Origin of the sequence: Falsibacillus pallidus (genome assembly GCF_050990905.1) — a bacterium.
In the GTDB taxonomy this organism is placed as follows: Bacteria; Bacillota; Bacilli; order Bacillales; family DSM-25281; genus Falsibacillus; species Falsibacillus pallidus_A.
Window position 1 is genome coordinate 1,265,077 of sequence record NZ_CP158866.1, and the last position, 22,232, is coordinate 1,287,308.

Below are 22,232 nucleotides of genomic sequence, written 5' to 3' on the forward strand. Positions count from 1 at the left end.
TTTTTATGAATTATTCATTTATTCCCAATCACAGTATTTTTCCTGCTGCGCTTATTTCGACATTTCCTTTTACTGCTCTTGAAATCATGCAGCTTTCTTCAGCTTTGGTTATCAATCGTTTTATTTTTTCAATTGTTTCCTGTGAAGTGTTTTCAGGAATCGTCAAAACGGGCATATGTTGAATTTTTTTATAGGTGATGACACCTTTCTCGACAGCCACTATTCCTTCAGAATTCATTTCTAAGCTGAGTGTGCTGATTTTTGAACGTTCAAGCATAGCGGCCAGCGTGATGATGTAGCATGTTGCAGCAGCTCCAAGGAGCATTTCGTCCGGATTGGTCCCAATCCCCGGACCATCCATTTCAGGAGGGATGGACACTTTGGTTTTAAGCTGTCCTGCCTCAATTTCCCCGATGCTGTTTCTTCCTCCCGGCCATGCTGCATGCAATTTGAAAATATGTTCAGCCATTCCAGTCACTCCTTATTTTAGGTTTCATAGTTGTATGGTATAGAATAGAAGATAGATATTCATCAAAAAACCAAAAAATATGAAAAAATAATGGGCAAGATAGGGAAATGTCCCATAGATGAAGAATAAATTAAGTAGAGCTGCAGCGAAATTCTCCCGCTTAAAAAATGGGGACATTTTCAGTCTCTCTTTCCGCAGTGTACTTGATATTTTATGATAAAATCATAGAATAGGCAAAAACTTCTAACAAAAGCCCTTAATAGAATAATAGATTTATGATTGAAGGAGGATTCATCTTTTATGACTACATATCCTGATACAGTAAGTACAATGGAATTGATAAAGGAGCTTGTTTCCATTCCAAGCCCATCTGGTAATACGGACAAAATAATAGAATTCGTTGAGGGAAAGCTTTCAGGCTTTGAACTGAAAATGCAGCGAAATCGAAAAGGCGGCCTTCTTATCACATTGCCCGGACAAGATACTGCTCAACACCGTATGTTGACAGCTCATGTCGACACTTTAGGTGCAATGGTAAAAAGCATCACTCCTGGTGGAAGGCTGAAACTTTCCATGATCGGCGGGTTCCGCTGGAATTCAGTCGAAGGTGAATATTGCGAGATTCAAACCCATAGCGGCAAAGTATATACCGGTACGATATTAATGCACCAGACGTCTGTACATGTATACAAAAATGCAGGGGATGCACCACGGAATGAGGATAATATCGAGGTAAGAATCGATGAAAAAGTCTCAAACGCAGAAGACGTCAGAAACCTTGGCATCGAAGTAGGGGATTTTGTATCATTCGATCCCAGAGTTGAAATGACAGACAGCGGATTTATTAAATCAAGGCATTTGGATGACAAAGCAAGTGTGGCCATTTTGATTAAATTGATCCAGCACATTTGCAAAGAAAAGTTGACCCTTCCATACACAACCCATTTTCTGATTTCAAATAATGAGGAGATTGGATATGGCGGGAATTCAAATATTACCCCTGAAACTGTCGAATATTTAGCAGTCGATATGGGAGCTCTCGGGGACGGACAAAGTTCTGATGAGTATACCGTTTCCATTTGTGCAAAAGACTCTTCAGGCCCTTATCATTATGGGCTGCGCAAGCATTTAATCGAATTGGCTAAAGCAAATGATGTTGAATATAAAGTGGATATCTATCCTTATTATGGATCGGATGCTTCTGCAGCCATTCGTTCGGGGCATGATATTGTCCATGGATTGATTGGACCGGGCATCGAATCTTCACATGCTTTTGAACGGACACATAAGTCTTCCTTATTTCATACGGAAAAGCTTCTTAAAGCCTACGTTCAATCTTCATTGACGGAAAACCGCTAGGAGATCTTTTAAAATGCAGGATTTGCATGAACTATGGAAAAGGCTCCATGATGAAGGTCTGACTGTAAAGGTTTTTTGCGAACTTCTAATGTTGAAGTTATGGGATGAGGATTTTCGAACAGAAAGACAAGAGATCAGGATGGATTTCCTTGTCAGGGGAATATGTGAGAGGGAAGTCGACGGACTCCTGGAAGACCCCGGGTTATATCGGAAAACCTATCTTCCTCCCGCCTGCAGATGGGAATCCATTAAGAAGGCAATGGAGGAAGAAGGGGATCAGTTGATTTTTGAATTCATCCCTTTGATGAACCAAATTATCATAGACAGATTCCCCGCGCAGATTCGAACTGAAGGATCAGAGGAATTGGGAGGGATCCCCCGGAGAACTTTGGTCGATGCTTTGGAACAGCTTGATCATTATTCTTTAACAGAAAAAAATCAGATGAAAAAATTCATCAAGGACCATTGGCCGGCTTAAACGGGAATACCAGCAAATGATTTTCCGGCAGCCAAACTTTAAGAAAAGAGCCTTATCAAAAGGAAAAGAAGGGTAAGTGCAATGAAATTCAGTTTATATTTAAGTGATTACGAAATCGAAAAAGTCTTTTCCTCACTGCGCTGGATATTTTTAATTATATCCTTCATTCTATTTTATGTTCCGCCATTTGCAGAGAGTCTGTCGTTCAATAAAGACACATTCCCCATCCTTTTCCTATTTGGGATTGTCTATATGGCAATCGCTCAAATGGCTCTTGCAAAAGTAAAAGATTCGCATGGAAAGTTCAATCTTTTGACTAAATGCGGGATTGTATTTGATTATATTGCCTTTTTTTGGCTGATGACGTTGACTGGCGGGATGAAGAGCCCGATTTTCCCAATCGCTTATTTATTGGTTATGCATGCCACAATTTATTGGAGGACAAAAGGGGCTGTCATTTCTTCAGCTGCTGTGACAGCAGGGTATGCCATCTTTTTTTACTCCTTTAATGAGGCAGACTTTACAAACAGCGTCTACTTTTATATGAACTTAATCTTTGTATGGATCATTGGGTTATTCGGATCCATGATTGTATTAAGGGAACGTGCACATCTTAGGGAAAAAGAAGTAATAAAAGGCTTATTGAATCATGATTATTTAACAGGCCTATACAATCATCGCTGTTTTCAGGAAAACATCCGCCAGTGTTGTGAAAGGGATGAATCCTATACGCTCATTTTGGCTGATATTGATGGATTTAAAGAAATCAATGATTCCTACGGACATACGACAGGGGATGAAGTGCTGCAGCGGCTAGGCATTGTATTCAATGAATTACTGCCAAAACATGGCGGGAAAGCCTACCGGTATGGCGGGGAAGAATTTGCTTTCATCCTTTCAAAGAACCTGGAGGATCTTGCGGGTTTCTTTAATGAATTGTTCCAAAGACTCAATCATGTCTATTATTCACACCAAAGTGAACCAGTCACCATGAGCCTTGGCGCGGCTTCCGGTGTGCAAAATGAATCCGCGGAAATGGTCATTACGAATGCAGACCGTTTATTATATGCAGCAAAAGGAAACGGAAAGAACTGTGCAGTTTTGGAAAATGGCACGGTTTATACCAATGAGGAAATTGGAGAAAAGGAAACCCTCTGTATCTAAGTACAGAGGGTTTGTGTTATTTTAAAAACATTTTTTTGGCGATTTTCATCCTGCGAATTTCAAATCGGTAAATCTGGCGCTGTTCATCAATGATGTCAAATAAGGATAATAATTCGTATAGAATAATGGATTCATCGTTCATAAAAGAATGATTCCCCTCAGAAACTCCTGAGGTCCAAACGGGATAAGGAGGGAGTTCTTCCTTGAGCATTGCGAGCTCCTTGCGATGTTCGATACTTGGATCCCGAATTAAAGATGCCATTAGACTGGCTGCTTCCAAGATTTTTTTCTTCTCCTCCTCATTCCACGATAAGGAAGACGGGGAAAGGTACATCATATTTCCTAAATGATAGGCAAACTGCCTTAGCAGCTGTAATTTCTTTTGGAAATAATGAAGCTGCCGAAGTCTTTGTTTGGAATTTCGGTGGAATTTCCATTCTTCTCTTTGAAACTCGCACAATTTATCAGCATGATTCATCAAGGTGACAAAATCCCTGAACTGCTGTTTTGTTTTTCTATTCGATTTTTGAAAATGAAGAAGCTCTGATATTCTTGCCTCCAATAATTGAGCGGCATGATTGTGTAAACTCATAACCTTTTCCCTTATAGTGGTGGAATAGTCAGGCGGCCAAATAAACAGGTTGACCAAAGTCGAGACAGCCAATCCAATGGTTGTGGTCCCTAAACGTACAAAAAAATTAATTAAAAAGTGATCATGTGTAGAAGGAATCATGGCTACAGCGGTCAATGTGGCAACCACCATTCCATCATATAATTTAAATCGATGGCAAAAAGATATGGTCAAAATGGCTGCAAATGCATAAGTAAGTGGTTCATCTCCAAAAAACGAAGTCAGGATCATGGCAAACGCGGCCCCAATGGCCGATGCGGGAAATCTTACCAAGCCTTTTCTGATTGAATCAGAAGCAGTTGGCTCAATCGTCACGATGGCGGTCACAACCGCAAAGACTGATGGCCAATGAAGCATGTGGCATAGAAAGGAAGTGAGGAAAACCGCTATCCCAGTCTTCAGTGTCCTTCCCCCGATTATTCTCCATTGTTTTAATCGTTCAAAATACTTCAAATGCATTACCTGCTTTTCAAATAGATTACAAGTCTATTATAACGTAATGAGATTCTTTAACAATGACACATCGAAAAGTATTAAAATTTCTATAATATTTTGCGGTCGTGTAAAATGGAAGGAAATACATGAAAACAGGAGTGGAATATATTGGAGCTATATACTTATTCAGCGTTAAAACCCGATGGAGAAACGGTTTCACTTGAAAACTATAAAGGAAAAGTTCTGCTGATCGTGAATACGGCGAGCAAATGTGGATTTACACCACAGTTTGACGGGCTGCAGCAGCTGTATGAAAAGTATCAAAAAGATGGATTTGAGATTTTAGGCTTTCCTTCCGACCAGTTCATGAACCAGGAATTTGAAAATAATGATGAAATCATGGAATTCTGCAAAGTGAATTTCGGAGTGACTTTCCCGATGTTCTCGAAAACCGACGTAAAAGGCCAAGATGCCCACCCGTTATTTAAGTTCCTTACAAAGGAGAAAAAAGGCATCATGGGGTCAGAAGTGAAATGGAATTTCACAAAATTCCTTATAGATCGCGAGGGGCAAGTAATCGACAGATATGCACCTCAGACAAAGCCCGAAAAAATCGAAAATGATATAAAAAAATTGCTTTAAAAAAGGATGGCTTCCTTTATTCAGGAGCCATCCTTTTCTTTCTGTCTTATTTCGCTCAACAGTCCTTCAAACTGCTGCTTCTGCTCCAGTGAAAATTGTTCGAGGGACTTCAGGATGCCTGAAAGATCAGAGGGGGGGGCATTTGAAGGGGATGGGGGGCTGTTTTTTTGGCTGTTCATAAACAAATATAATAATACGATAGGTAAATTTCCATTATCGATATGAATGACAGATTGGCCTTCATATAAGTTTGTTTTTCCGTCGCCTTCATTTTGAAAGAAATTCTGCACATATTTTTTAACTGCCTGTTCAATCAGTTTTTCCATATTTCCGTCCAATTTCCTCACCTCGTTTATTACGTTCTGATGGAGATTGTATTTAAGGAAGGCTGCCCTTCTTTCTGTTCACTGCAATACGTAAACCCTTCTAAAATGAGCTGGGAAGATTGGGAAGCACTCCATTTGAGCTGGAAATTCTGAAAGACAACCTGTTCATTTACACCAATAATTGTTTCCCTGGCAGGCTTTAGCCAATATTCGTTAAAGGGATTCGATCCCTCCACCTCGATTCTTTCCCAAGGGATGGCGATATTGGGGGATTTATTCCCCTGCTTGAACTTTCCAAAGAAAGAATACTCTGCTTCTGATTGAATCCTGATAAAAATGACAGGGGATTTGATGGGGAGGGTTCCGGTATTCTTGACTGTGTAGTTGCCGATTAAAACATGATTGTCATCCTTTTGATCGGCTATGGATAAAGAATGGCTGAAGTAGCTGACAAATGAAAAATGGGGAACTTTTGCTGTTTTTTTATATTCATTCTTGATGGACTGTATGTAATGATTTGTCTGCTTTCTCAGCTCCTCAATTTTTTCTTCGATCAACTTTTCATTCATGACATCACCACATTCTTTATAAAATGAGAAGAAGAGAGGGAAATCCCTCTCTTCAAGTGTATGCCTTAGATCGGCAATTATTAACCCATTACCGGCCCATTTGCAGGGAAGATAACTGGACATTGTGGCGGGATGACTGGGTTTGGACATTGCTCGTTGATGATATCGCGCGGCTGGCAGAACTCTGCTTCGAGCTCGATTGTCACGTTGGCGAATGTTTGTACAGATTGACATACGTTGATGAAGATATCAAGGCTAGTCAACGTAGTTCCAGTACAGTTCACACGAGTGCGGCAGCTGAAGTCAGTCAATCTGATCAAAAGGTCAGTACCTTCTGGTGCACAAAGGAAAGCTGATTCAGGGATTTCAAAAAGGATTGGATCGCTAGTGATGATGAATGGAGTGACACCGGATACACCAGTGAATTCCAATACGACATATACAGATTTGATCCAAGAAACATCTTGAAGTGTAACTAACGCTCCGTCAACTACGAATTGCTGGGAAGTACGTGTACCGATTTCTTCAAATGTCACGGCATCTGGAGAAGAAAGAGCTACAGGGTTTCCGGAAGCATCTGTAAGGATGCAGGATACTGCAAGATCTTCAATACCGCTGGCACAAGGATTGAATCCTGCTGGAAGACCGATGCCTGTTAATCCTGATGCACCTGGTGTGATAGTTGTAGAATCACTGGATTGAAGAATGACCCAATCATAAACTTTTTCTGCATTGATACACAAAAGCTCTTGAGCTCCGCGCAATGGCTGTGCTTGCATATTTTTTACCACCTTTTAAAAGTTTTTATTTACAGTTACAAAATATGAGACTAAGGGTAAATGCGTACTGGGATAAACGTGTATTTTAGTGAAAAACAAGCATTTGTCCCATTGTTTTCATGAGATATCAAAAGGAATCCACGACGTGAGGATTTCATTTGTCATATAGTATGTCGCTCACACTTGTCTGTGTACCAACATATAATGATGGAGTCCTAAGTTTTAGGGGGGGCGGATTTGGACTGGGAAGATCAGCTGACAAAAGATGCCTATGCCAAATTATTGAATGAACAAAAAAAATATAAAAAAATCATTAAGGATTTTCAGGAAAATGATTTGACTGAAGACTATCTGGTGCTTAAAGAGTCGCATCAACACCTTTTGATGAAACTGAAACAAATGGAGGAGGAAAAGAAGAAAATGAGCAGCGATAATGAAAAGCTTTATTATGAACTGAATCTCAAGAATCTCCGACTTGAGAAAGAAGTGGAAGCCGTATCCATTGAAGTGAATGAATTAAAAGGAATGGTCAATCAAATTCAGAATCAGCTTTCTGTAATGACAGGGAAGATTCAGGGGATTGCCAATACTTTTGAAGATCAGAAACAAGATAAGGGGCAGCCGGAAAAAGAAGCATACCAAAATCTGATGGAGACGAATAATGCTGTGTTGGCAGACATCCAGAAAAAGTTATCTGAAATAATGGAGAAAAAAGATGAAGCTCCAATAAATAATCAACCTGTAAATACAGACTACGTCGAAAAGGCCGCGACTCAATCACACCAGCCATCCTATTCCCCGCCTGTTCAAGCACCTTCATCAAATTATGGATATCCAACACATATGAACCAGCAGCAGGTACAGTATGCACAGCCATATCCGATGCAAGCCCCAAGATCTAATTCATTCTCATTCAGGGATATCCAAAGAGCAGAAAGTATTTATGCACCAAAACAAAATAACCCAAACAAATTAAGCGCCTCTAAAAACACAGCGATGAATAAAAAACAGGCGCATCCCAATATGCTAAAAAAAAAACTTGAAAAATCAGTAAAGAATAAAAGCACCCCTGAAACTTCCAACGAGACAAAAGAGCAGGTTGAGCATGTTCCGGTCCCCGCCCCCATTGAAAATCAATCCCCTCCAGAAGTAAGGGAGAAATCCGCTGGGGAAAGTACAAAAAAAACCGATTCTTCTCAGAAAGAACAAGAGAGCTCTATGTCCTTCTTTCCATTGTTTTGGAAGAAGAAACCGTGAATCGGCTGTTTAAACCATGAAGATGTCCAGTGATCTATTCAAACACCTTGTAATGTATGCGGGAAACGATTTGCCAAGGGAGTCATGCGGATTATTGGGTGGGAATGGGGCAGAGATTTTATCTGTCATCCCATTGAAAAATGAAGCTGGAACCAACAGACAATTCTATGTGAAAGAAGAAAATGTGCAGGCTGCTTTCATTCGTTTGAATGAGATCGGCCATGATTTGATAGCGATATATCACAGCCATCCTACTTCGAATCCAATACCATCACAAGCAGACATCCATTTCCATCCTGATGAATCAGTGAAAATGGCGATACTTTCATTAAAAGATAAACCGCAGCTGAAGATTTTTCAGATTGCCGGTGGGCAATATTTTGAAATTCCTTATATTATCATGGATTAAAAGCTTCCTGCTGATTGGTAAGAAGCTTTTTTGTTTGATGACTGTCCAAATACATGCGAGATTTGGTATGATGGAAAACGGGTATGGAACTTCCGTATTCTGTGTTTGAAAAGGGGTAAAAAAGATGAAGATAAGAAAGACAAACATTGAAGATCGCGAGACAAAAGTATATATATATGAGAATAAAAAGGAAGAATCCTTCATGACAGCCATTCCTGATCTAGAATGGTCCGTGTTTTTTACATATGAAGAAGAAAAGGCTGAGCTCTTGAAAAAGATGCAAAAAGGGTTGACATCCAAATTGGACGGGGCAGAAGCCGAATTACTTTCATTAAGAATATATAATTGGACGCGTGAAATGTAGAGTCCACTAAAGATTCCATATGGACAAGAAAGGAACACATCAATGACAAAAAACTTTAAAGATGAAGTAAATTCAAGGAAAACATTTGCAATTATCTCCCACCCGGATGCCGGGAAAACAACCCTGACAGAACAGCTCCTTTTATTCGGAGGCGCTATTCGGGCAGCAGGTACCGTCAAAGGAAAGAAAACAGGAAAATTTGCCACCTCCGACTGGATGGAAATCGAAAAGCAAAGGGGCATCTCGGTCACATCTTCGGTCATGCAATTCGAATACGATGGGTATCGGGTAAATATTCTTGATACACCTGGACATCAAGACTTCAGTGAAGATACGTACCGAACACTGATGGCGGTGGATTCTGCTGTCATGATCATCGATTCCGCCAAGGGGATAGAGGACCAGACCATTAAATTATTTAAAGTCTGCCGTATGCGCGGAATTCCGATTTTCACTTTCATCAATAAAATGGACCGACAGGGAAAAATGCCGCTTGAACTCCTATCCGAACTCGAGGAAGTATTAGGAATCGAATCCTATCCAATGAACTGGCCAATTGGGATGGGGAAAGAGTTCCTTGGCATCTATGACCGTTTCTACAACCGCATCGAACAATTCCGGACGGACGAAGACCAGCGTTTCCTTCCACTTAATGAAGACGGGGAATTGGCGGTAGAGAATTCCATGAAGCAATCGTCCATTTATGAACAGGCATTGGAGGAAGTCCTTCTATTGAATGAAGCAGGGAATGATTTTTCCGAAGAAAAGATTGCCGATGGATCATTGACACCTGTATTCTTTGGCAGTGCCTTGACTAATTTTGGCGTGCAGACATTTTTGGAGACGTACTTGAAATTCGCTCCATCACCACAGCCAAGGATGTCCAATGAAGGGGAAATTCAGCCGGATGCAGAAGACTTTTCGGGCTTTGTCTTCAAGATACAGGCCAATATGAATCCTGCTCACCGTGACAGGATCGCATTTGTGAGAATTTGTTCCGGACAATTTGAGCGAGGAATGAATGTGACGTTATCAAGAACCGGAAAATCAATGAAGTTGTCCCAGTCCACCCAATTCCTTGCAGATGACCGAAGTACGGTCAATGAAGCAGTGAGCGGGGATATTCTCGGGCTTTATGATTCGGGCATCTATCAGATTGGCGATACAATCACATCAGGGAAGAGAGCAATTCAGTTTGAAAAACTGCCTCAATTTACACCTGAATTGTTCGTTAAAGTCACAGCGAAGAACGTCATGAAGCAAAAGCAGTTCCATAAGGGAATCCACCAGCTGGTTCAAGAAGGGGCCATCCAATTATATAAAACACTTCATACCGAAGATTATATCCTCGGAGCTGTCGGCCATTTGCAGTTCGAAGTTTTTGAGCACAGGCTGAAAAATGAATATAATGCAGAGGTCAATATGGAATCTATGGGATCAAAGGTTGCAAGATGGATCGAAGATGAACAGATAAATGAATCCCTTTCCAGTTCAAGGAGCCTATTGGTCAAAGATCGTTTTGACAGGAAATTATTCCTGTTTGAAAATGATTTTGCCCTCAGATGGTTCCAGGATAAAAATCCGGATGTCAAACTGATCAATCCTATGGAAACAACTGATTAATAAAAAAGAGAGAGGGGCTGCACTGTAAAATGGTACCCCTGTCAAGGACACAATAAAAAAAGAGGTTAAGCAGCTTGAAGATGATTCCTATATTGAATAGGGGTCATCTTTTTTAAATTCCACTGATAACGGTAATTGTTATAGTAAACCATGTAATGATCTATTCTTGATTTCAATTCTTTCAACGTTTTTGCTGTTTTATAATCCACTTCATCCTTCATGTGGCCAAAGAAGGATTCCTGTGGGGCATTGTCCCAACAGTTGCCTCTACGTGACATGGACTGACCCAAGCCGTATTTCTTTAATAACTTTTGGTATCGGGGGCTTGTGTAGTGACTTCCTTGGTCCGAGTGGATAAAGGCGTCTTCATGAAGCGTAACTTTCTTATTGTTCTTCAATTTATGGAGCGTCCTTGTCGCAATGTCCATGGTAATCCGGTCAGATATATGGTAAGCCAGAATTTCATTAGTACAGGCATCTTTCACGGTCGACAAATAGGCCATACTATTACCGTTATATGGCAAGTAAGTGATATCCGTCAGTAACACTTTCCCAGGGATCCCCTGTTTGAAGTCCCGGTTTAATTGGTTCGGGACAACCTGATGCTCCTTCGTTGCTTTAGCGATTTTTTTATAAGGATTTGGCTTTCGATGAGGACAGACGATGTCATATTTCCTCATGATTCTCCGGATCTTTCTACGGCTGAAGATAATGCCATACTCATTCTCTAAAATCATTTTAATGGAGCGTGCGCCTTTCTTATATCCACGCCGGTTAAAGGCCTTTAATATGAGTTCCTTGGCTTCAAGGTCCAGTTTCTCCCTTGCCTCCCGGACAGAGGAAGCATTCAGGTAGCTATAATAACCAGAACGCGAAACCTCTAATAGACTACAGAGATACTTGGTCATCCCCCTAAATCCATTTTGTTCAATGGTCTCCTGAATCAATTGATAAGCCTTATTTGGATGTAGGTTTTCGTTTGCCTCTTGCAGCCTCCTTTCTGTCGTTTCTAGCTTTTTTAACAACTCTACCTGTCCTTCCAACAATTCAATTCTAGCCTTTTGTCTTTCGATTACTTCTGAAGGAGTGAGTTCTCGTTGTAAGGGACGACCGGACGCATTTTTCCTTGAATCTGTCAGTCCAATCAAACCATTTTTTTCATAAGCTTTCTTCCACCTATGGGCTGACTGTTCAATTCGTTTTATTCCAATGACCTCCGCATTAAATCCATTCTCCTCAAAGATCTGGCGAGGAAGTTTGCCAGCCTGATATTCATCAATAAATCTACTTTTAAATTCCTCTGTATAGGTAATAGACTTTTCGCTGACCTGTTGTACATTCGGATTTTTTTGAAGTGTTTTTATCTCTTTAGATGAAAAAGTAATTTTACTCATATGTTGTCTCCTAATCCCCATGTTCTGAAATTAAAGTATATAAAAAATACCTGTAGGCTGAACACTCTTTTTTTTGAGTGTCCTACCTACAGGTACCATTTTACTGCAGCCTCTCTCTCTTTTTATACAGAAGAATTTTTGAAATGCCAAAAAGCGAATGAAGGAAAGTATTTCTTATAGATCCCTCCCATGAGCCGCATATTGATGACATGAACAAAAGGGGTTAAGTAAATCAGCCATTGTGGATGAAAAATTAATAGTCCCGTTGAAGTCATCGTTCTTTCCATCAAGAATAGAAACAATGCTGTGCCGACCATCAGCATTATATTTCCATATTGATAAAAAATGACGCATGTATAGAAAGCAGCTGCAATCCATAAATAAATGCTGAAGCCAAACACATTGTCCCGTGATGTCTCATCAAACCATCCCGGATGCATGGTCAGCAAGTTCAATATGGAGGACAAACCCCAGACCAGTGAAGCCAATATTGTATAAATCACAAAAAACAAGGTGATAAAGTACAGCCTGGGGCTCCTTGCCTGTTCAAGTGAAATATACCACTTGCGTCCTAAAGGGATGGCAATCGTTAAAATGATGGCTGTATACCACGTGCGCCACCAAAAATGCTGATAAACCCCTAAATAAAGGAAGAATTGCTCGATGAGAAAAAAGACAACAACAAGGCCCGCTTTCCATCTTAGTCTATAATCACTGCTTGAAATGAACGTTAAAGCGATAGGGACGGAAAAGGCCTGTGAAGTGATCGCCCCTAAAACACTGTCATTAAATGAATCAGCAAATACATGAGGGTGATAAGAGTAGCTATCAAATACAACAAAAATGATGAGTTCCAATAAATAGCTTAATCCAGAAATGAACAGCCAAAAAAGGAGGACATGGGGGCTCTTAATCTTATGATAATTATAAAAGAATAAACTAAGACTCAGGATAGTCAACAACAAGAACCATAGCCAGTTTTGCATGTGCAGCTCCTCTGAAAGAAATGATTAATCATAGCATTGCCTGATTTACCAATTTTATGAGAGGCTGGCACATCCATAAGTTGAATGATAAAGTGCTATGCATTATAGTATATGAGAATATTTTTCCAAATAAAAATTAATCGATCGTTTTAATCACAACACTAGAAAAGGGATGGAACTTTGAAAATAAGCGATTTTTCAATTAAAAGACCTGTATTTACTACCGTAACCATTGTATTAATCCTTTTACTTGGTACAGTTTCACTGTTAAAAATTCCATTAAAGCTTATTCCTGATATCAATCCTCCTGTCGGTGTTGTTGTGACGACTTACCCCGGCGCAAGCCCAAAAGAAGTGGAGGAAAAGGTTTCTAAGCCATTGGAGCAGAGTCTGTCCACTCTCCCGGGGATCAAAAAAGTACAATCCACTTCGCAAGAAGGAACGAATCTTATTATATTGGAATTTTCCTGGAGCACTTCCATTGATCAGGTTGAGAACGAAATCCTTCAAAGAATTAACGGAATACCGCTCCCGGATGAAGCCAATCAACCATCCTTTTTGAAATTTGACCCATCTCAATTTCCAATCATCCAGCTGTCTTTAAGCGGAGAAAAGGATGAAAAAAAATTAAAGCGCTTAGCTGAAAAACTGAAACTGGAACTCACACGCATGGATGGTGTTGCAAATGTCAGCCTTTCGGGGCAGCTCGTCCAGCAGATCAATGTAGTTATTGATCAGGACAAACTGCAGCAGTACAAACTTAGTCAATCTGATATTGTGAATATTATTCGTTCCAATAATATCTCCTTGCCTGGAGATACAGTCGAGGCTCAAGGGAAAGAATTGACGACAAGGGTGATCAGCGCACTTCATGATCCAGAGGAAATAAAGGGACTGGTTTTGACCATCGACCCATTGACAGGAGAAAAAGTAAAAATAGCCGATGTGGCGGATGTCAGGCTCGCTGAACCAAAAGAACAGATGATCACGCGGACCAATCAATCACCGTCTATTCTACTTAGCGTCCTGCAGGAATCAGATGCCAACACGGCTGAAGTTTCCAAAAGGTTTCAAGAATACTTAACTCAACTATTAAAGAAAAATGATTTTAAGGGAATTAAGGCAGATATCCTTTTTGACCAGGGAGATTACATTCGACAAGCCATAGGAAGCATCACCAATTCTCTCCTGGTTGGCGGCATTTTTTCTATGCTGGTGCTATTTGTCTTTTTACGGAATATAAGAAGTCCGCTCATTATTGGAATCGCTATACCTTATTCAGTCATTGTGACCTTTGTATTGATGTACTTTTCACATTTCACATTGAATATCATGACACTTGGAGCTTTAGCACTTGGCATCGGGATGCTGGTGGATAATGCGATAGTGGTGATTGAGAATATCTACCGTCATCTCTCTTTTGGGAAAGATCCGAAAACGGCTGCGATTGATGGAGCAAAAGAGGTGGGAGGAGCCATTACCGCATCCACCTTGACAACCGTTGCGGTATTTTTGCCGGTGGTTTTCATCACAGGATTAATCGGACAGCTTTTTACTCAATTTGCTTTGACCATATCTTTCAGCCTTTTTGCCTCATTGATTGTGGCCCTTACTGTCATCCCCATGATGGCAAGCAGATGGCTTAAGCCGCAAAGTGTGAAAAGGGTTGAAGGGAGAAGTCGAAGTAAATGGATGAACGTTGTCGATCGTTCCATCCGCTGGACATTAAATCATCGAAAAACCATATTGGCAGTGACCCTTATTCTGTTTGTGCTTGGTTCTTTTGGAATCAGCAGAGTGGGGATGGAATTTTTGCCGCCGACCGATGAAGGGACGTTTACCTTAAAAGTAAAGCTGGAAAATGGGGCTTCGCTGGAACGTACTCAGAAAGTGGCTGCTGCAATAGAGAAAGAGCTCATGAAGGAAAAGGATGTTGAAGTGGTTTCGAGCCTCATTGGTTCTACGCAAGAAGATACGTTCAGGGGGACCGGCAACACGAGTGAAGCGGAAATCAATGTTAAATTAAAGCCGAGCTCAAAGAGGAGTCAGTCCATTTTTCATTTAGTGGATTCCTATCAACAAAAGCTTGAGAAGGCAGCATCTAAAGTGGATGAAACTGCTGTATTGACATATAATCTTCAAACCACATCAGGAAGCAGCCCTCAAACATTGACATTCAGTGTGCAAAACCCTGATGCAGGTAAACTGGACCAATCAGTAAAAAAAATATCAAAAGGGCTGAAGAAGCTTGACGGCGTTTCAGAACTATCGACAGACCAAATGGACCTCGTTAAGGAAGTTCAGTTAGAAATAAACAGGGAAAAAGCAATGGAAGCAGGGATGGCACCTGCCCAAATTGCCAAAACCGCAACAGAAATAACGAGAGGTGTCCAGGCAGCACAAGTTCTTTCTAAAAATTCCGATCAGGTGCTTGGTGTATTTGTCCGCTTTCAGTCAGATGATACCCGGACCCTGGAGAACTTAAAAGAGATGAAAATCCGCAAACCGGATGGCCAATTCATTGCCTTGAAGGATTTAGCCGATTTTTCCATTGGGAATGGACCTGTAAAAATAGAAAGAATAGATGGCCAGAAAGCAGTTCAATTTACCCTTAAATATAAGGAAGGGGAAAACTTAAGCACCATTTCTGCTAAAGTAGATGAAGAAATCTCCAGACTGAATCTCCCGGATGATACGGAAATCACATTCGGCGGGGATCGTGAACTATTGAATGATTCAATCGACGACATGCTGATGGCGATTGGGCTTGCGATCATATTGGTTTATATGGTCATGGCCGCCCAGTTTGAATCATTCAAGTATCCATTTGTCATTATGTTCAGTGTCCCACTGATGGTCATCGGAATAGGGGCTGCCCTTTATGCAACTCAAACCCCGATCAGTGTGTCTTCCATTATCGGGATAATCATCCTGGCAGGAATTGTGGTGAATAATGCCATTGTTCTTGTTGAGTATATCAATCAAAGAAAAGCAGATGGAATCCATAGCCTGGAAGCTATCATTCAATCAGTGAAAGATCGGACCAGACCGATCCTCATGACAGCTTTAACCACTATTTTAGGGTTGATTCCATTAGCAATAGGATTGGGTGAAGGGACGGAAATCAATCAGCCGATGGCCATTACCGTAATAGGAGGACTGGTCAGTTCCACATTCCTTACACTATTTGTCATCCCGGTGATCTATAGCTATTTCGATCCGGCTACAAGAAAAAAACAAAAACAAAGTTAGCTGTATGTCCAATACAGCTGACTTTTCTCTTTTTTTTCTGAAATTTCATACTATAATGGGTATAGAAAGTAAATAGGGAAAAGGGAGTGTGCCTGATGGGGGAGAATTATTTCATTACAGGTTTTCCTGGTTTTTTGAGCGGGAAATTAATTGAAGGCATTCTGGAGCAGCATCCGGAAGCAATCATTCATTTGCTATACGTTCCTTCCATGAAACAAAAAGCTGAAGCAGAAATTGCCAGAATCATAGCAAAGACCGCGATTCATAAGGACCAGCTGAATCTTGTTCCAGGGGATATTACAAAAAATAATATCGGGGTGGATGATTCGGATTGGGCCCATCTCGCTGAGAGGGTAGATTATATATGGCACCTTGCAGCCATATACGACTTAGCCGTACCAAAGGACATCGCCCAAAAAGTTAACGTGGAAGGCACAAGAAATGTCAACGAATTCGTAAAAAACTGCACACGTCTTAAGAGATACGTATATTTTAGTACCGCATACGTTGCCGGAGATCGAACGGGCATCTTGAAAGAAGATGAACTCATCAGGCCGAAAGAATTTCATAATTATTATGAAGAGACCAAATTTGAAGCAGAAATCCTTGTTGAACAATTAAAAAGGGAAGTCCCTGTGACCATCATCCGTCCAGGGATTGTAAAAGGGGATTCCAAGACAGGAGAAACCGTGAAATTCGATGGACCTTATTTTATCATGAATATGCTGCATCGTCTTAGATACCTGCCTTTCTTGCCTGCCATTAAAGGCAGCAATGCAGAAGTGAATCTGGTTCCTGTCGATTATGTTATCAAAGCGGTACTTTACCTGGGCCATCATCCGATTGGGGTAAACAAAACGTATCATATTACAGATCCTTCCCCGTATAAAGTCAGCACCATTTATGCGGAAATGATGAGTCAGCTCGTAGGAAAGAAGCCATTAGGCTCCATCTCAAAAGATGTCATTGCCTACTTCTTAACCAAACCATCCTTAAGACGAATCCTCGGGGTAGAAAAAGAAGCATTGGATTATTTTGTATGGGATGGCCATTTTGACTGCAGCCAAGCGAAACGGGATTTGAAAGGGTCCGGGATTGAGTGTCCGGACTTTTTGGAGGGGCTGCCCAGCATGGTGCAATTTTATAAGAAAAATAAAGACAATCAAAATTACCATATTAAGATTCAATGAGGGGCAGGTAATACAATGCAGATTTCTACTGCTGAGAATTTAGTGGCAAGGAACCCGGCGACAGGTGAAATAATTACCCAAGTCAAAATGACCCGGCTGGAAGAAATAAAAGATATATATGTTCAAAGCAGGGATGCCCAAAAGGTATGGGCTTCAAAATCAATTAAAGAAAGGATGGAATCTTTCAAGAGGCTGCGCTTGGAAATGGTGGAGCGGATGGAAGAAATAGCAGAAGTCATTTCAAAAAGCACTGGAAAAGTATTGACCGAAGCGATTACAGCAGATATCATGCCAACCATTGATGCAATCATGCACATAGAAAAGCATTCTGAGAGAGGGCTGAAGAGAAAAAAAGTTAAAACCCCATTGCTGCTGATCGGAAAAAAATCCTATGTAGAATGGATGCCAAGAGGAGCTGTCCTTATCATCTCCCCTTGGAATTATCCGCTGAATCTCGCAATGGTCCCTGTACTTAGTGCTTTGGCAGGCGGGAACTCTGTAATCTTAAAGCCGTCCGAGGTTACGCCGCTGGTAGGCGAAATCATGGGAGAACTTTTTCGCGGTAAGGGCTTCCCTTCTCATATCGTTCAGGTGGTGCAGGGGGGAAAGGAAATTGGCGAAGCCCTGACATCTGCCTCACCTGATTACATTTTTTTTACCGGATCTGTCCAGACTGGAAAGAAAATTGGGGAGGCAGCAGCCAGAAACCTCATTCCTTCAACGCTGGAACTAGGTGGAAAGGACCCTATGATCATTTTTGAAGATGCTAATCTGGAAAGAGCCGCAAAAGGAGCTGTTTGGGGGGCCTTTACAAACAGCGGACAGGTTTGTATGAGTACGGAAAGGCTATATGTAGAACAATCCGTCTATCATAAGTTTTTGAAGCTGATCAGGGAGGAAGCTGGCAGAATCAAACAAGGTGTCTCTGTTGATGATGATCTTGGTTCCATGACCTCAGAAGCCCAAAAGGAAATTCTTAAGGTGCAGATTACAGAAGCTATTCATTCAGGTGCCATTCTTGAGACAGGGGTCCATCCAGATGAATGGGACGAAAGATTATTTTTACCATTGATGATTCTTACAAATGTTTCTCCTGAAATGTCTATCATGAAAGAGGAAAGTTTTGGACCTGTCCTCCCGATTATGACATTTGAAACAATGGAGGAAGTCATAGAGCTTGCCAACTCCACACGGTATGGATTGAATGCAAGTGTGTGGTCCAGAGATTTAGAGAAAGCCAAAATGGCTGCAGGAAGATTACTTTCCGGTGCCGTTGTCATCAATGACGTCATAACCTCTGTAGCGAACCACCATCTGCCTTTTGGCGGGGTAAAGGAAAGCGGCATAGGAAGATATCACGGAGAGCAGGGCATACAGATATTCTGCCACGAAAAAGCCGTTTTGGAGGATTCCGGCAAAAGAAGGACGGAGGTTCAATGGTTTCCTTATGAAGGGAAATACCCATTGTTTATCAAATTATTTAAAAGCTATTTCGGTAAACGGAAGAACTATTTGAATTTTGTTGATGCCTACATAAGGCTGTTAAGGAAGTAAACCATCACTAAATGAATTAAGTGGAAGATTTTATGATAATTAACAAGTGAATGGGGAAGACTTGGTATGAGGGAATGTAACTGCTGCTGTCAGCAACATTGTCGAAATCCCAAGAATAAAGGCTGATTGATATATGAAAGAGCTTGATAAATTAGAGGCAATCCTTTGGTCAATCGCACTTCCGGGCTTTCCGCAGCTTCTGGCGGGATCACTGGTGAAAGGAATACTATTCGTCTTTCTTGAGATCCTTTTTAATATGATGAGCCATTTCAATAAAGCCATCATGCTCAGTTTTTTGGGAGAAACGGGTCAAGCATCTGAAATAGTGGATTATCAGTGGCTTATGTTCTATCCATGTCTTTATATGTTTGCAATGTGGGATGCCTATAAACTTTCACTGAAAGAAAAAGAACCGTATACATACCTTCCGTTTGCATTCGGTGCCTATTTAGTGACGGTGGGGTTGATGTATGCCCCAAAAGTTTATCTATTTAACCTGTTCCCCGGACCTGTTTTCCTCCCTATTCTCGCATTGCTTCCCGGGCTCGGAATCGGGTTCCTGATCCGTTCATTAATTGTTCAAAAAAAAGTTGACTGAAAGATTGAAATATTAGTTTTTATCTTTTATAATAATTTTAATTGAATGACTCACAGACGAAAGTCGAAGGGGAGTAGCGTGGGGTTAATAACCCAAATAAAGTCGTCATTACATGGAATATTCCATCGGCTTTATTGACCTTGAATGGTTTAGCGAGACCTTTGCCTTAATGGCAGAGGTCTCTTTTTTATTTGGATCCTGTCAATTAAGGAATTTCGTCAAATACTTAATTGGAGGGATCAATATGGAGTTATCAATGGTAATGGAATACGGGTGGGTCCTTCTCGTCCTGATCGGACTTGAGGGCATCCTGGCCGCAGACAATGCTGTCGTTATGGCAGTCATGGTGAAGCACCTTCCGAAAGACGAGCAAAAGAAAGCACTGTTTTATGGACTGCTGGGGGCATTTGTATTCAGATTTGCAGCGCTGTTCCTGATTTCATTCCTGGCAGATATTTGGCAGGTGCAGGCTCTCGGTGCGGCATATCTTTTGTACATATGCCTGCATCATATTTTAGGAAAGTCAAAGGAGCAGGATATTCTTTCAGATAAACCTAAGAAAAAAAGCTCCTTTTGGGTGACTGTATTAAAAGTTGAAATTGCTGATATCGCTTTTGCCATTGATTCAATGCTCGCAGCTGTGGCTCTTGCAGTGACTGTAAGACCTGCCGGCTGGGGTGAGATCGGTGGGATTGATGGGGGGCAATTTACCATTATGTTCCTAGGGGGAATCATCGGATTAGTCATCATCCGTTTTGCAGCAAATTGGTTCGTACGCCTTCTTGAAAAATATCCTGCACTTGAAACTACGGCCTTCTTAATCGTAGGGTGGGTAGGGGTGAAGCTTGCTGTACTTGCTGTCTCTCATCCAAATGTAAGCCTGCTCCACCATCACTTCCCTGAAAGCACCGGTTGGAAACTGACATTCTGGATCATCCTGCTGACTTTGGCCATCGGGGGCTTCTTCATTTCCAAGCGCCAAAGTGAAAAGATGGCAGCACGCAGCTAATAAGAAAAGACAAAAGACCGCCCATCAGGCGGTCTTTTGTCATGTTCTGCTTAGGATAATATAACTAAAAATAGCGAATATACGATACTTTTTGAAAGAACCCCCCTAAAAAAAGAATGGGGCTGCGTATTGTAATTTAGTGAAAGCGATCGCTGGAGAAAAATTCGCAGAGGTGAAAAAAATGACAAAAAAATCAAAAGCAGCAAAAACATCATTGGCATTATTAGTAGCAGGTACATTCTCTTTATCTAACACATTCGCACACGCATCTGAAACAAAAGCAACAGACCCAATTCCGACTGACAGTGTTTCCATGCCGGATAATATGAGTGGTACTGATGCAACTAAAGCAATTGAAGATGCCATCAAACAAGTAGATGAAAGCAAAACAGAGGCGCCTTCTTTATTGCCTGGAGACTTCTTTTATTTTGCAAAACTGGCTTTAGAAAACATCAAACTTGCATTTACAATGAATGATGAAAAGGAAGCAAAACTGCTTTCCCAATATGCTTCTGAAAGATTGGCAGAAGCTGAGGCTCTTTTTGCAGAAGGAAAAGAAGACTTGGCCATCAAAACCATTAAAGATGCTTTAAGTTCTATGAAAGAAGCACAAGAAAAGATGGATAATGATCAGGAAAAATCATCTGATGAATCTACAGTTGAACAAAATGATGAGAACAAGGACGACACAGTCACTGCCGATGAGCAAACTTCAGAAGAACAAAGCGGAGAAGTCAAAGATGACAGCAATGCTGATGAAGAAAAAGCAGATGACACTGCAGTAGACGAAACAACGGAAGTGAATGACCAAAGCGGTGAAGTTACTGATGAAGATCAAACATCTGAAGTAAAAGACGGTGAAGAGGCATCTACTGATGACGGAGCCGTTCAGGACGAACAAAAAGATGAAGATCAAATGAGCGATCAGGAAGTCATTGATCAATTGCAAGAAATGATGACACAAAATATCGTTGCGTTAAAAGCAGCTTTGGAGCATGTGAAAAATCCAAAAGCAAAAGCAGCTCTGGAAAAGAATATCGAAAAAAGCTATGCGAAACTAGCAAAAAAATTAGAAAAAATCGAAGAACATATTGCTAAAATGGAAGAAAAGAAAGCTGCAGAAGAAGATGAAAACAAAGATGAAAATTCTTCAACGGAATCAACTGAAACTCCGGCAACTGAGCAGACAGGGGATACAAGCAAGGAAGATGAAGCAAAAGCTGAAGCTCCTGAAGACAATGTGAAACAAGATTCCCAAGAAACAGATACACAAACAACAGATACACAAACAACAGATAAAGACAACAAGGAAAATACCACTACTAAAGCTGCTCCAGTTCAAAATCATCAGCCAAAAGCTTGGAAAGAGAAAAAAGATGAGCTGCATGCACAATGGAAAGCTGCAAAAGCAAAAGAACAACAAGAAAAGAAAGAAATGCAAGAAAAGGCAAGAGAAATGATGAAAAAAGCAAATGCAGAAAAATCCCGTGAAAATGTACAAAGATATGAAGATGAGCAAGAGCACCATGTAGATTTCACTAAGAATCATGAAGGTGAAAACAAAGGGCATCATCAAGGCGAAAATCATAATCATGGAGATAACGGACACGAAGAGCACGGCGGACATCATTAATAACCATAAAAACTTTAATCAAGGATGAGACTATGATGATCATCAATATCATCATGAACGATAAACAATCACAAGAGGCAGTCAAGTGCTGCCTCTTTCCATCCTAAAAAA

21 protein-coding genes and 1 riboswitch are annotated in these 22,232 nt (G+C 40.9%); of the genes, 14 read left to right on the forward strand and 7 right to left on the reverse strand.

The annotated features are described in order from the left end of the window. Nucleotides 1-28: 28 nt before the first annotated feature. Complete coding sequence (locus ABTV07_RS06760; RefSeq protein WP_433749072.1) at nucleotides 29-469, reverse strand: SACOL1771 family peroxiredoxin; 441 nt, start codon at nucleotides 467-469, stop codon at nucleotides 29-31. Between the two features lie 300 nt (nucleotides 470-769). Between ABTV07_RS06760 and ABTV07_RS06765 the strand changes: the two genes are divergently transcribed. The 3 genes from ABTV07_RS06765 (at nucleotide 770) to ABTV07_RS06775 (ending at nucleotide 3,470) form a co-directional block, all read left to right on the forward strand. After that, nucleotides 770-1,828: a M42 family metallopeptidase gene (locus tag ABTV07_RS06765; RefSeq protein ID WP_433749075.1), complete on the forward strand. Its 1,059-nt coding sequence runs from the start codon at nucleotides 770-772 to the stop codon at nucleotides 1,826-1,828. A 13-nt stretch (nucleotides 1,829-1,841) separates the two neighbouring features. Beyond that, a complete protein-coding gene (locus tag ABTV07_RS06770) occupies nucleotides 1,842-2,306 on the forward strand; it encodes a hypothetical protein (protein ID WP_433749078.1) in 465 nt (154 codons plus the stop codon). An 81-nt stretch (nucleotides 2,307-2,387) separates the two neighbouring features. Further along, nucleotides 2,388-3,470 carry a GGDEF domain-containing protein gene (locus ABTV07_RS06775; RefSeq protein ID WP_433749081.1) on the forward strand — a complete coding sequence of 361 codons (1,083 nt, stop codon included), beginning with the start codon at nucleotides 2,388-2,390 and terminating at the stop codon, nucleotides 3,468-3,470. A 16-nt stretch (nucleotides 3,471-3,486) separates the two neighbouring features. Here ABTV07_RS06775 and ABTV07_RS06780 read toward each other — a convergent pair whose 3' ends face one another. Further along, nucleotides 3,487-4,554 (reverse strand): FUSC family protein, encoded by a 1,068-nt coding sequence (locus ABTV07_RS06780; RefSeq protein ID WP_433749084.1) that lies wholly within the window; start codon nucleotides 4,552-4,554, stop codon nucleotides 3,487-3,489. 147 nt (nucleotides 4,555-4,701) lie between these two features. Here ABTV07_RS06780 and ABTV07_RS06785 point away from each other — a divergent pair, with 147 nt between their 5' ends. After that, nucleotides 4,702-5,178, forward strand: a complete 477-nt coding sequence (locus tag ABTV07_RS06785; protein ID WP_433751142.1) for a glutathione peroxidase — start codon at nucleotides 4,702-4,704, stop codon at nucleotides 5,176-5,178. Nucleotides 5,179-5,198: 20 nt separating this feature from the next. Here ABTV07_RS06785 and ABTV07_RS06790 read toward each other — a convergent pair whose 3' ends face one another. The 3 genes from ABTV07_RS06790 to ABTV07_RS06800 all read right to left on the reverse strand — a co-directional run bounded on the left by ABTV07_RS06790 (nucleotide 5,199) and on the right by ABTV07_RS06800 (nucleotide 6,852). Next, a complete protein-coding gene (locus ABTV07_RS06790; RefSeq protein ID WP_433749087.1) occupies nucleotides 5,199-5,516 on the reverse strand; it encodes a hypothetical protein in 318 nt (105 codons plus the stop codon). 17 nt (nucleotides 5,517-5,533) lie between these two features. Further along, nucleotides 5,534-6,073, reverse strand: coding sequence for a hypothetical protein (locus ABTV07_RS06795; RefSeq protein WP_433749089.1), 540 nt, complete (start codon nucleotides 6,071-6,073; stop codon nucleotides 5,534-5,536). Between the two features lie 80 nt (nucleotides 6,074-6,153). Continuing rightward, nucleotides 6,154-6,852, reverse strand: a complete 699-nt coding sequence (locus ABTV07_RS06800; RefSeq protein ID WP_433749092.1) for a hypothetical protein — start codon at nucleotides 6,850-6,852, stop codon at nucleotides 6,154-6,156. Between the two features lie 237 nt (nucleotides 6,853-7,089). Here ABTV07_RS06800 and ABTV07_RS06805 point away from each other — a divergent pair, with 237 nt between their 5' ends. The 4 genes from ABTV07_RS06805 (at nucleotide 7,090) to ABTV07_RS06820 (ending at nucleotide 10,505) form a co-directional block, all read left to right on the forward strand. Beyond that, on the forward strand, nucleotides 7,090-8,109 hold the full coding sequence (locus ABTV07_RS06805) for a hypothetical protein (RefSeq protein WP_433749095.1): 1,020 nt from the start codon (nucleotides 7,090-7,092) through the stop codon (nucleotides 8,107-8,109). 16 nt (nucleotides 8,110-8,125) lie between these two features. Continuing rightward, on the forward strand, nucleotides 8,126-8,518 hold the full coding sequence (locus ABTV07_RS06810) for a Mov34/MPN/PAD-1 family protein (protein WP_433749097.1): 393 nt from the start codon (nucleotides 8,126-8,128) through the stop codon (nucleotides 8,516-8,518). A gap of 124 nt (nucleotides 8,519-8,642) precedes the next feature. After that, nucleotides 8,643-8,882, forward strand: a complete 240-nt coding sequence (locus tag ABTV07_RS06815) for a YueH family protein (RefSeq protein WP_433749100.1) — start codon at nucleotides 8,643-8,645, stop codon at nucleotides 8,880-8,882. Between the two features lie 42 nt (nucleotides 8,883-8,924). After that, a complete protein-coding gene (locus ABTV07_RS06820) occupies nucleotides 8,925-10,505 on the forward strand; it encodes a peptide chain release factor 3 (RefSeq protein ID WP_433749103.1) in 1,581 nt (526 codons plus the stop codon). A gap of 65 nt (nucleotides 10,506-10,570) precedes the next feature. On the opposite strand, the gene ABTV07_RS06825 is transcribed toward ABTV07_RS06820, so the two are convergent. Both ABTV07_RS06825 and ABTV07_RS06830 read right to left on the reverse strand, forming a co-directional pair. Then, nucleotides 10,571-11,899 carry an IS3 family transposase gene (locus tag ABTV07_RS06825; protein WP_433742493.1) on the reverse strand — a complete coding sequence of 443 codons (1,329 nt, stop codon included), beginning with the start codon at nucleotides 11,897-11,899 and terminating at the stop codon, nucleotides 10,571-10,573. Between the two features lie 122 nt (nucleotides 11,900-12,021). Further along, a complete protein-coding gene (locus ABTV07_RS06830; RefSeq protein WP_433749106.1) occupies nucleotides 12,022-12,885 on the reverse strand; it encodes a hypothetical protein in 864 nt (287 codons plus the stop codon). Nucleotides 12,886-13,065: 180 nt separating this feature from the next. Here ABTV07_RS06830 and ABTV07_RS06835 point away from each other — a divergent pair, with 180 nt between their 5' ends. The 6 genes from ABTV07_RS06835 to ABTV07_RS06860 all read left to right on the forward strand — a co-directional run bounded on the left by ABTV07_RS06835 (nucleotide 13,066) and on the right by ABTV07_RS06860 (nucleotide 22,121). Further along, nucleotides 13,066-16,137: an efflux RND transporter permease subunit gene (locus ABTV07_RS06835; protein ID WP_433749109.1), complete on the forward strand. Its 3,072-nt coding sequence runs from the start codon at nucleotides 13,066-13,068 to the stop codon at nucleotides 16,135-16,137. A gap of 95 nt (nucleotides 16,138-16,232) precedes the next feature. After that, on the forward strand, nucleotides 16,233-17,327 hold the full coding sequence (locus ABTV07_RS06840) for an SDR family oxidoreductase (RefSeq protein WP_433749112.1): 1,095 nt from the start codon (nucleotides 16,233-16,235) through the stop codon (nucleotides 17,325-17,327). A 15-nt stretch (nucleotides 17,328-17,342) separates the two neighbouring features. Continuing rightward, nucleotides 17,343-18,881, forward strand: a complete 1,539-nt coding sequence (locus tag ABTV07_RS06845; RefSeq protein WP_433749114.1) for an aldehyde dehydrogenase family protein — start codon at nucleotides 17,343-17,345, stop codon at nucleotides 18,879-18,881. Between the two features lie 133 nt (nucleotides 18,882-19,014). Then, entirely contained in the window at nucleotides 19,015-19,479 is a 465-nt protein-coding gene (locus ABTV07_RS06850; protein WP_433749117.1) for a hypothetical protein, read from the forward strand. Nucleotides 19,480-19,535: 56 nt separating this feature from the next. Continuing rightward, nucleotides 19,536-19,691: riboswitch (yybP-ykoY riboswitch) on the forward strand. Between the two features lie 32 nt (nucleotides 19,692-19,723). After that, complete coding sequence (locus ABTV07_RS06855) at nucleotides 19,724-20,488, forward strand: TerC family protein (RefSeq protein WP_433749120.1); 765 nt, start codon at nucleotides 19,724-19,726, stop codon at nucleotides 20,486-20,488. A gap of 181 nt (nucleotides 20,489-20,669) precedes the next feature. Further along, the gene (locus ABTV07_RS06860; protein ID WP_433749122.1) at nucleotides 20,670-22,121 is read left to right on the forward strand and encodes a DUF5667 domain-containing protein; all 1,452 of its coding nucleotides are present in this window, start codon (nucleotides 20,670-20,672) and stop codon (nucleotides 22,119-22,121) included. The last annotated feature ends 111 nt before the right edge of the window (nucleotides 22,122-22,232 follow it).

Excerpts from the sequence above, each read along its gene's own strand:
- ABTV07_RS06775 (WP_433749081.1), top strand. The coding sequence starts at position 2,388 with ATGAAATTCAGTTTATATTTAAGTGATTACGAAATCGAAAAAGTCTTT.
- ABTV07_RS06770 (WP_433749078.1), top strand. The coding sequence starts at position 1,842 with ATGCAGGATTTGCATGAACTATGGAAAAGGCTCCATGATGAAGGTCTG.
- ABTV07_RS06765 (WP_433749075.1), top strand. The coding sequence starts at position 770 with ATGACTACATATCCTGATACAGTAAGTACAATGGAATTGATAAAGGAG.
- ABTV07_RS06795 (WP_433749089.1), bottom strand. The coding sequence starts at position 6,073 with ATGAATGAAAAGTTGATCGAAGAAAAAATTGAGGAGCTGAGAAAGCAG.
- ABTV07_RS06840 (WP_433749112.1), top strand. The coding sequence starts at position 16,233 with ATGGGGGAGAATTATTTCATTACAGGTTTTCCTGGTTTTTTGAGCGGG.
- ABTV07_RS06855 (WP_433749120.1), top strand. The coding sequence starts at position 19,724 with ATGGAGTTATCAATGGTAATGGAATACGGGTGGGTCCTTCTCGTCCTG.
- ABTV07_RS06825 (WP_433742493.1), bottom strand. The coding sequence starts at position 11,899 with ATGAGTAAAATTACTTTTTCATCTAAAGAGATAAAAACACTTCAAAAA.
- ABTV07_RS06760 (WP_433749072.1), bottom strand. The coding sequence starts at position 469 with ATGGCTGAACATATTTTCAAATTGCATGCAGCATGGCCGGGAGGAAGA.
- ABTV07_RS06815 (WP_433749100.1), top strand. The coding sequence starts at position 8,643 with ATGAAGATAAGAAAGACAAACATTGAAGATCGCGAGACAAAAGTATAT.
- ABTV07_RS06850 (WP_433749117.1), top strand. The coding sequence starts at position 19,015 with ATGAAAGAGCTTGATAAATTAGAGGCAATCCTTTGGTCAATCGCACTT.
- ABTV07_RS06860 (WP_433749122.1), top strand. The coding sequence starts at position 20,670 with ATGACAAAAAAATCAAAAGCAGCAAAAACATCATTGGCATTATTAGTA.
- ABTV07_RS06800 (WP_433749092.1), bottom strand. The coding sequence starts at position 6,852 with ATGCAAGCACAGCCATTGCGCGGAGCTCAAGAGCTTTTGTGTATCAAT.
- ABTV07_RS06810 (WP_433749097.1), top strand. The coding sequence starts at position 8,126 with ATGAAGATGTCCAGTGATCTATTCAAACACCTTGTAATGTATGCGGGA.
- ABTV07_RS06820 (WP_433749103.1), top strand. The coding sequence starts at position 8,925 with ATGACAAAAAACTTTAAAGATGAAGTAAATTCAAGGAAAACATTTGCA.
- ABTV07_RS06845 (WP_433749114.1), top strand. The coding sequence starts at position 17,343 with ATGCAGATTTCTACTGCTGAGAATTTAGTGGCAAGGAACCCGGCGACA.
- ABTV07_RS06830 (WP_433749106.1), bottom strand. The coding sequence starts at position 12,885 with ATGCAAAACTGGCTATGGTTCTTGTTGTTGACTATCCTGAGTCTTAGT.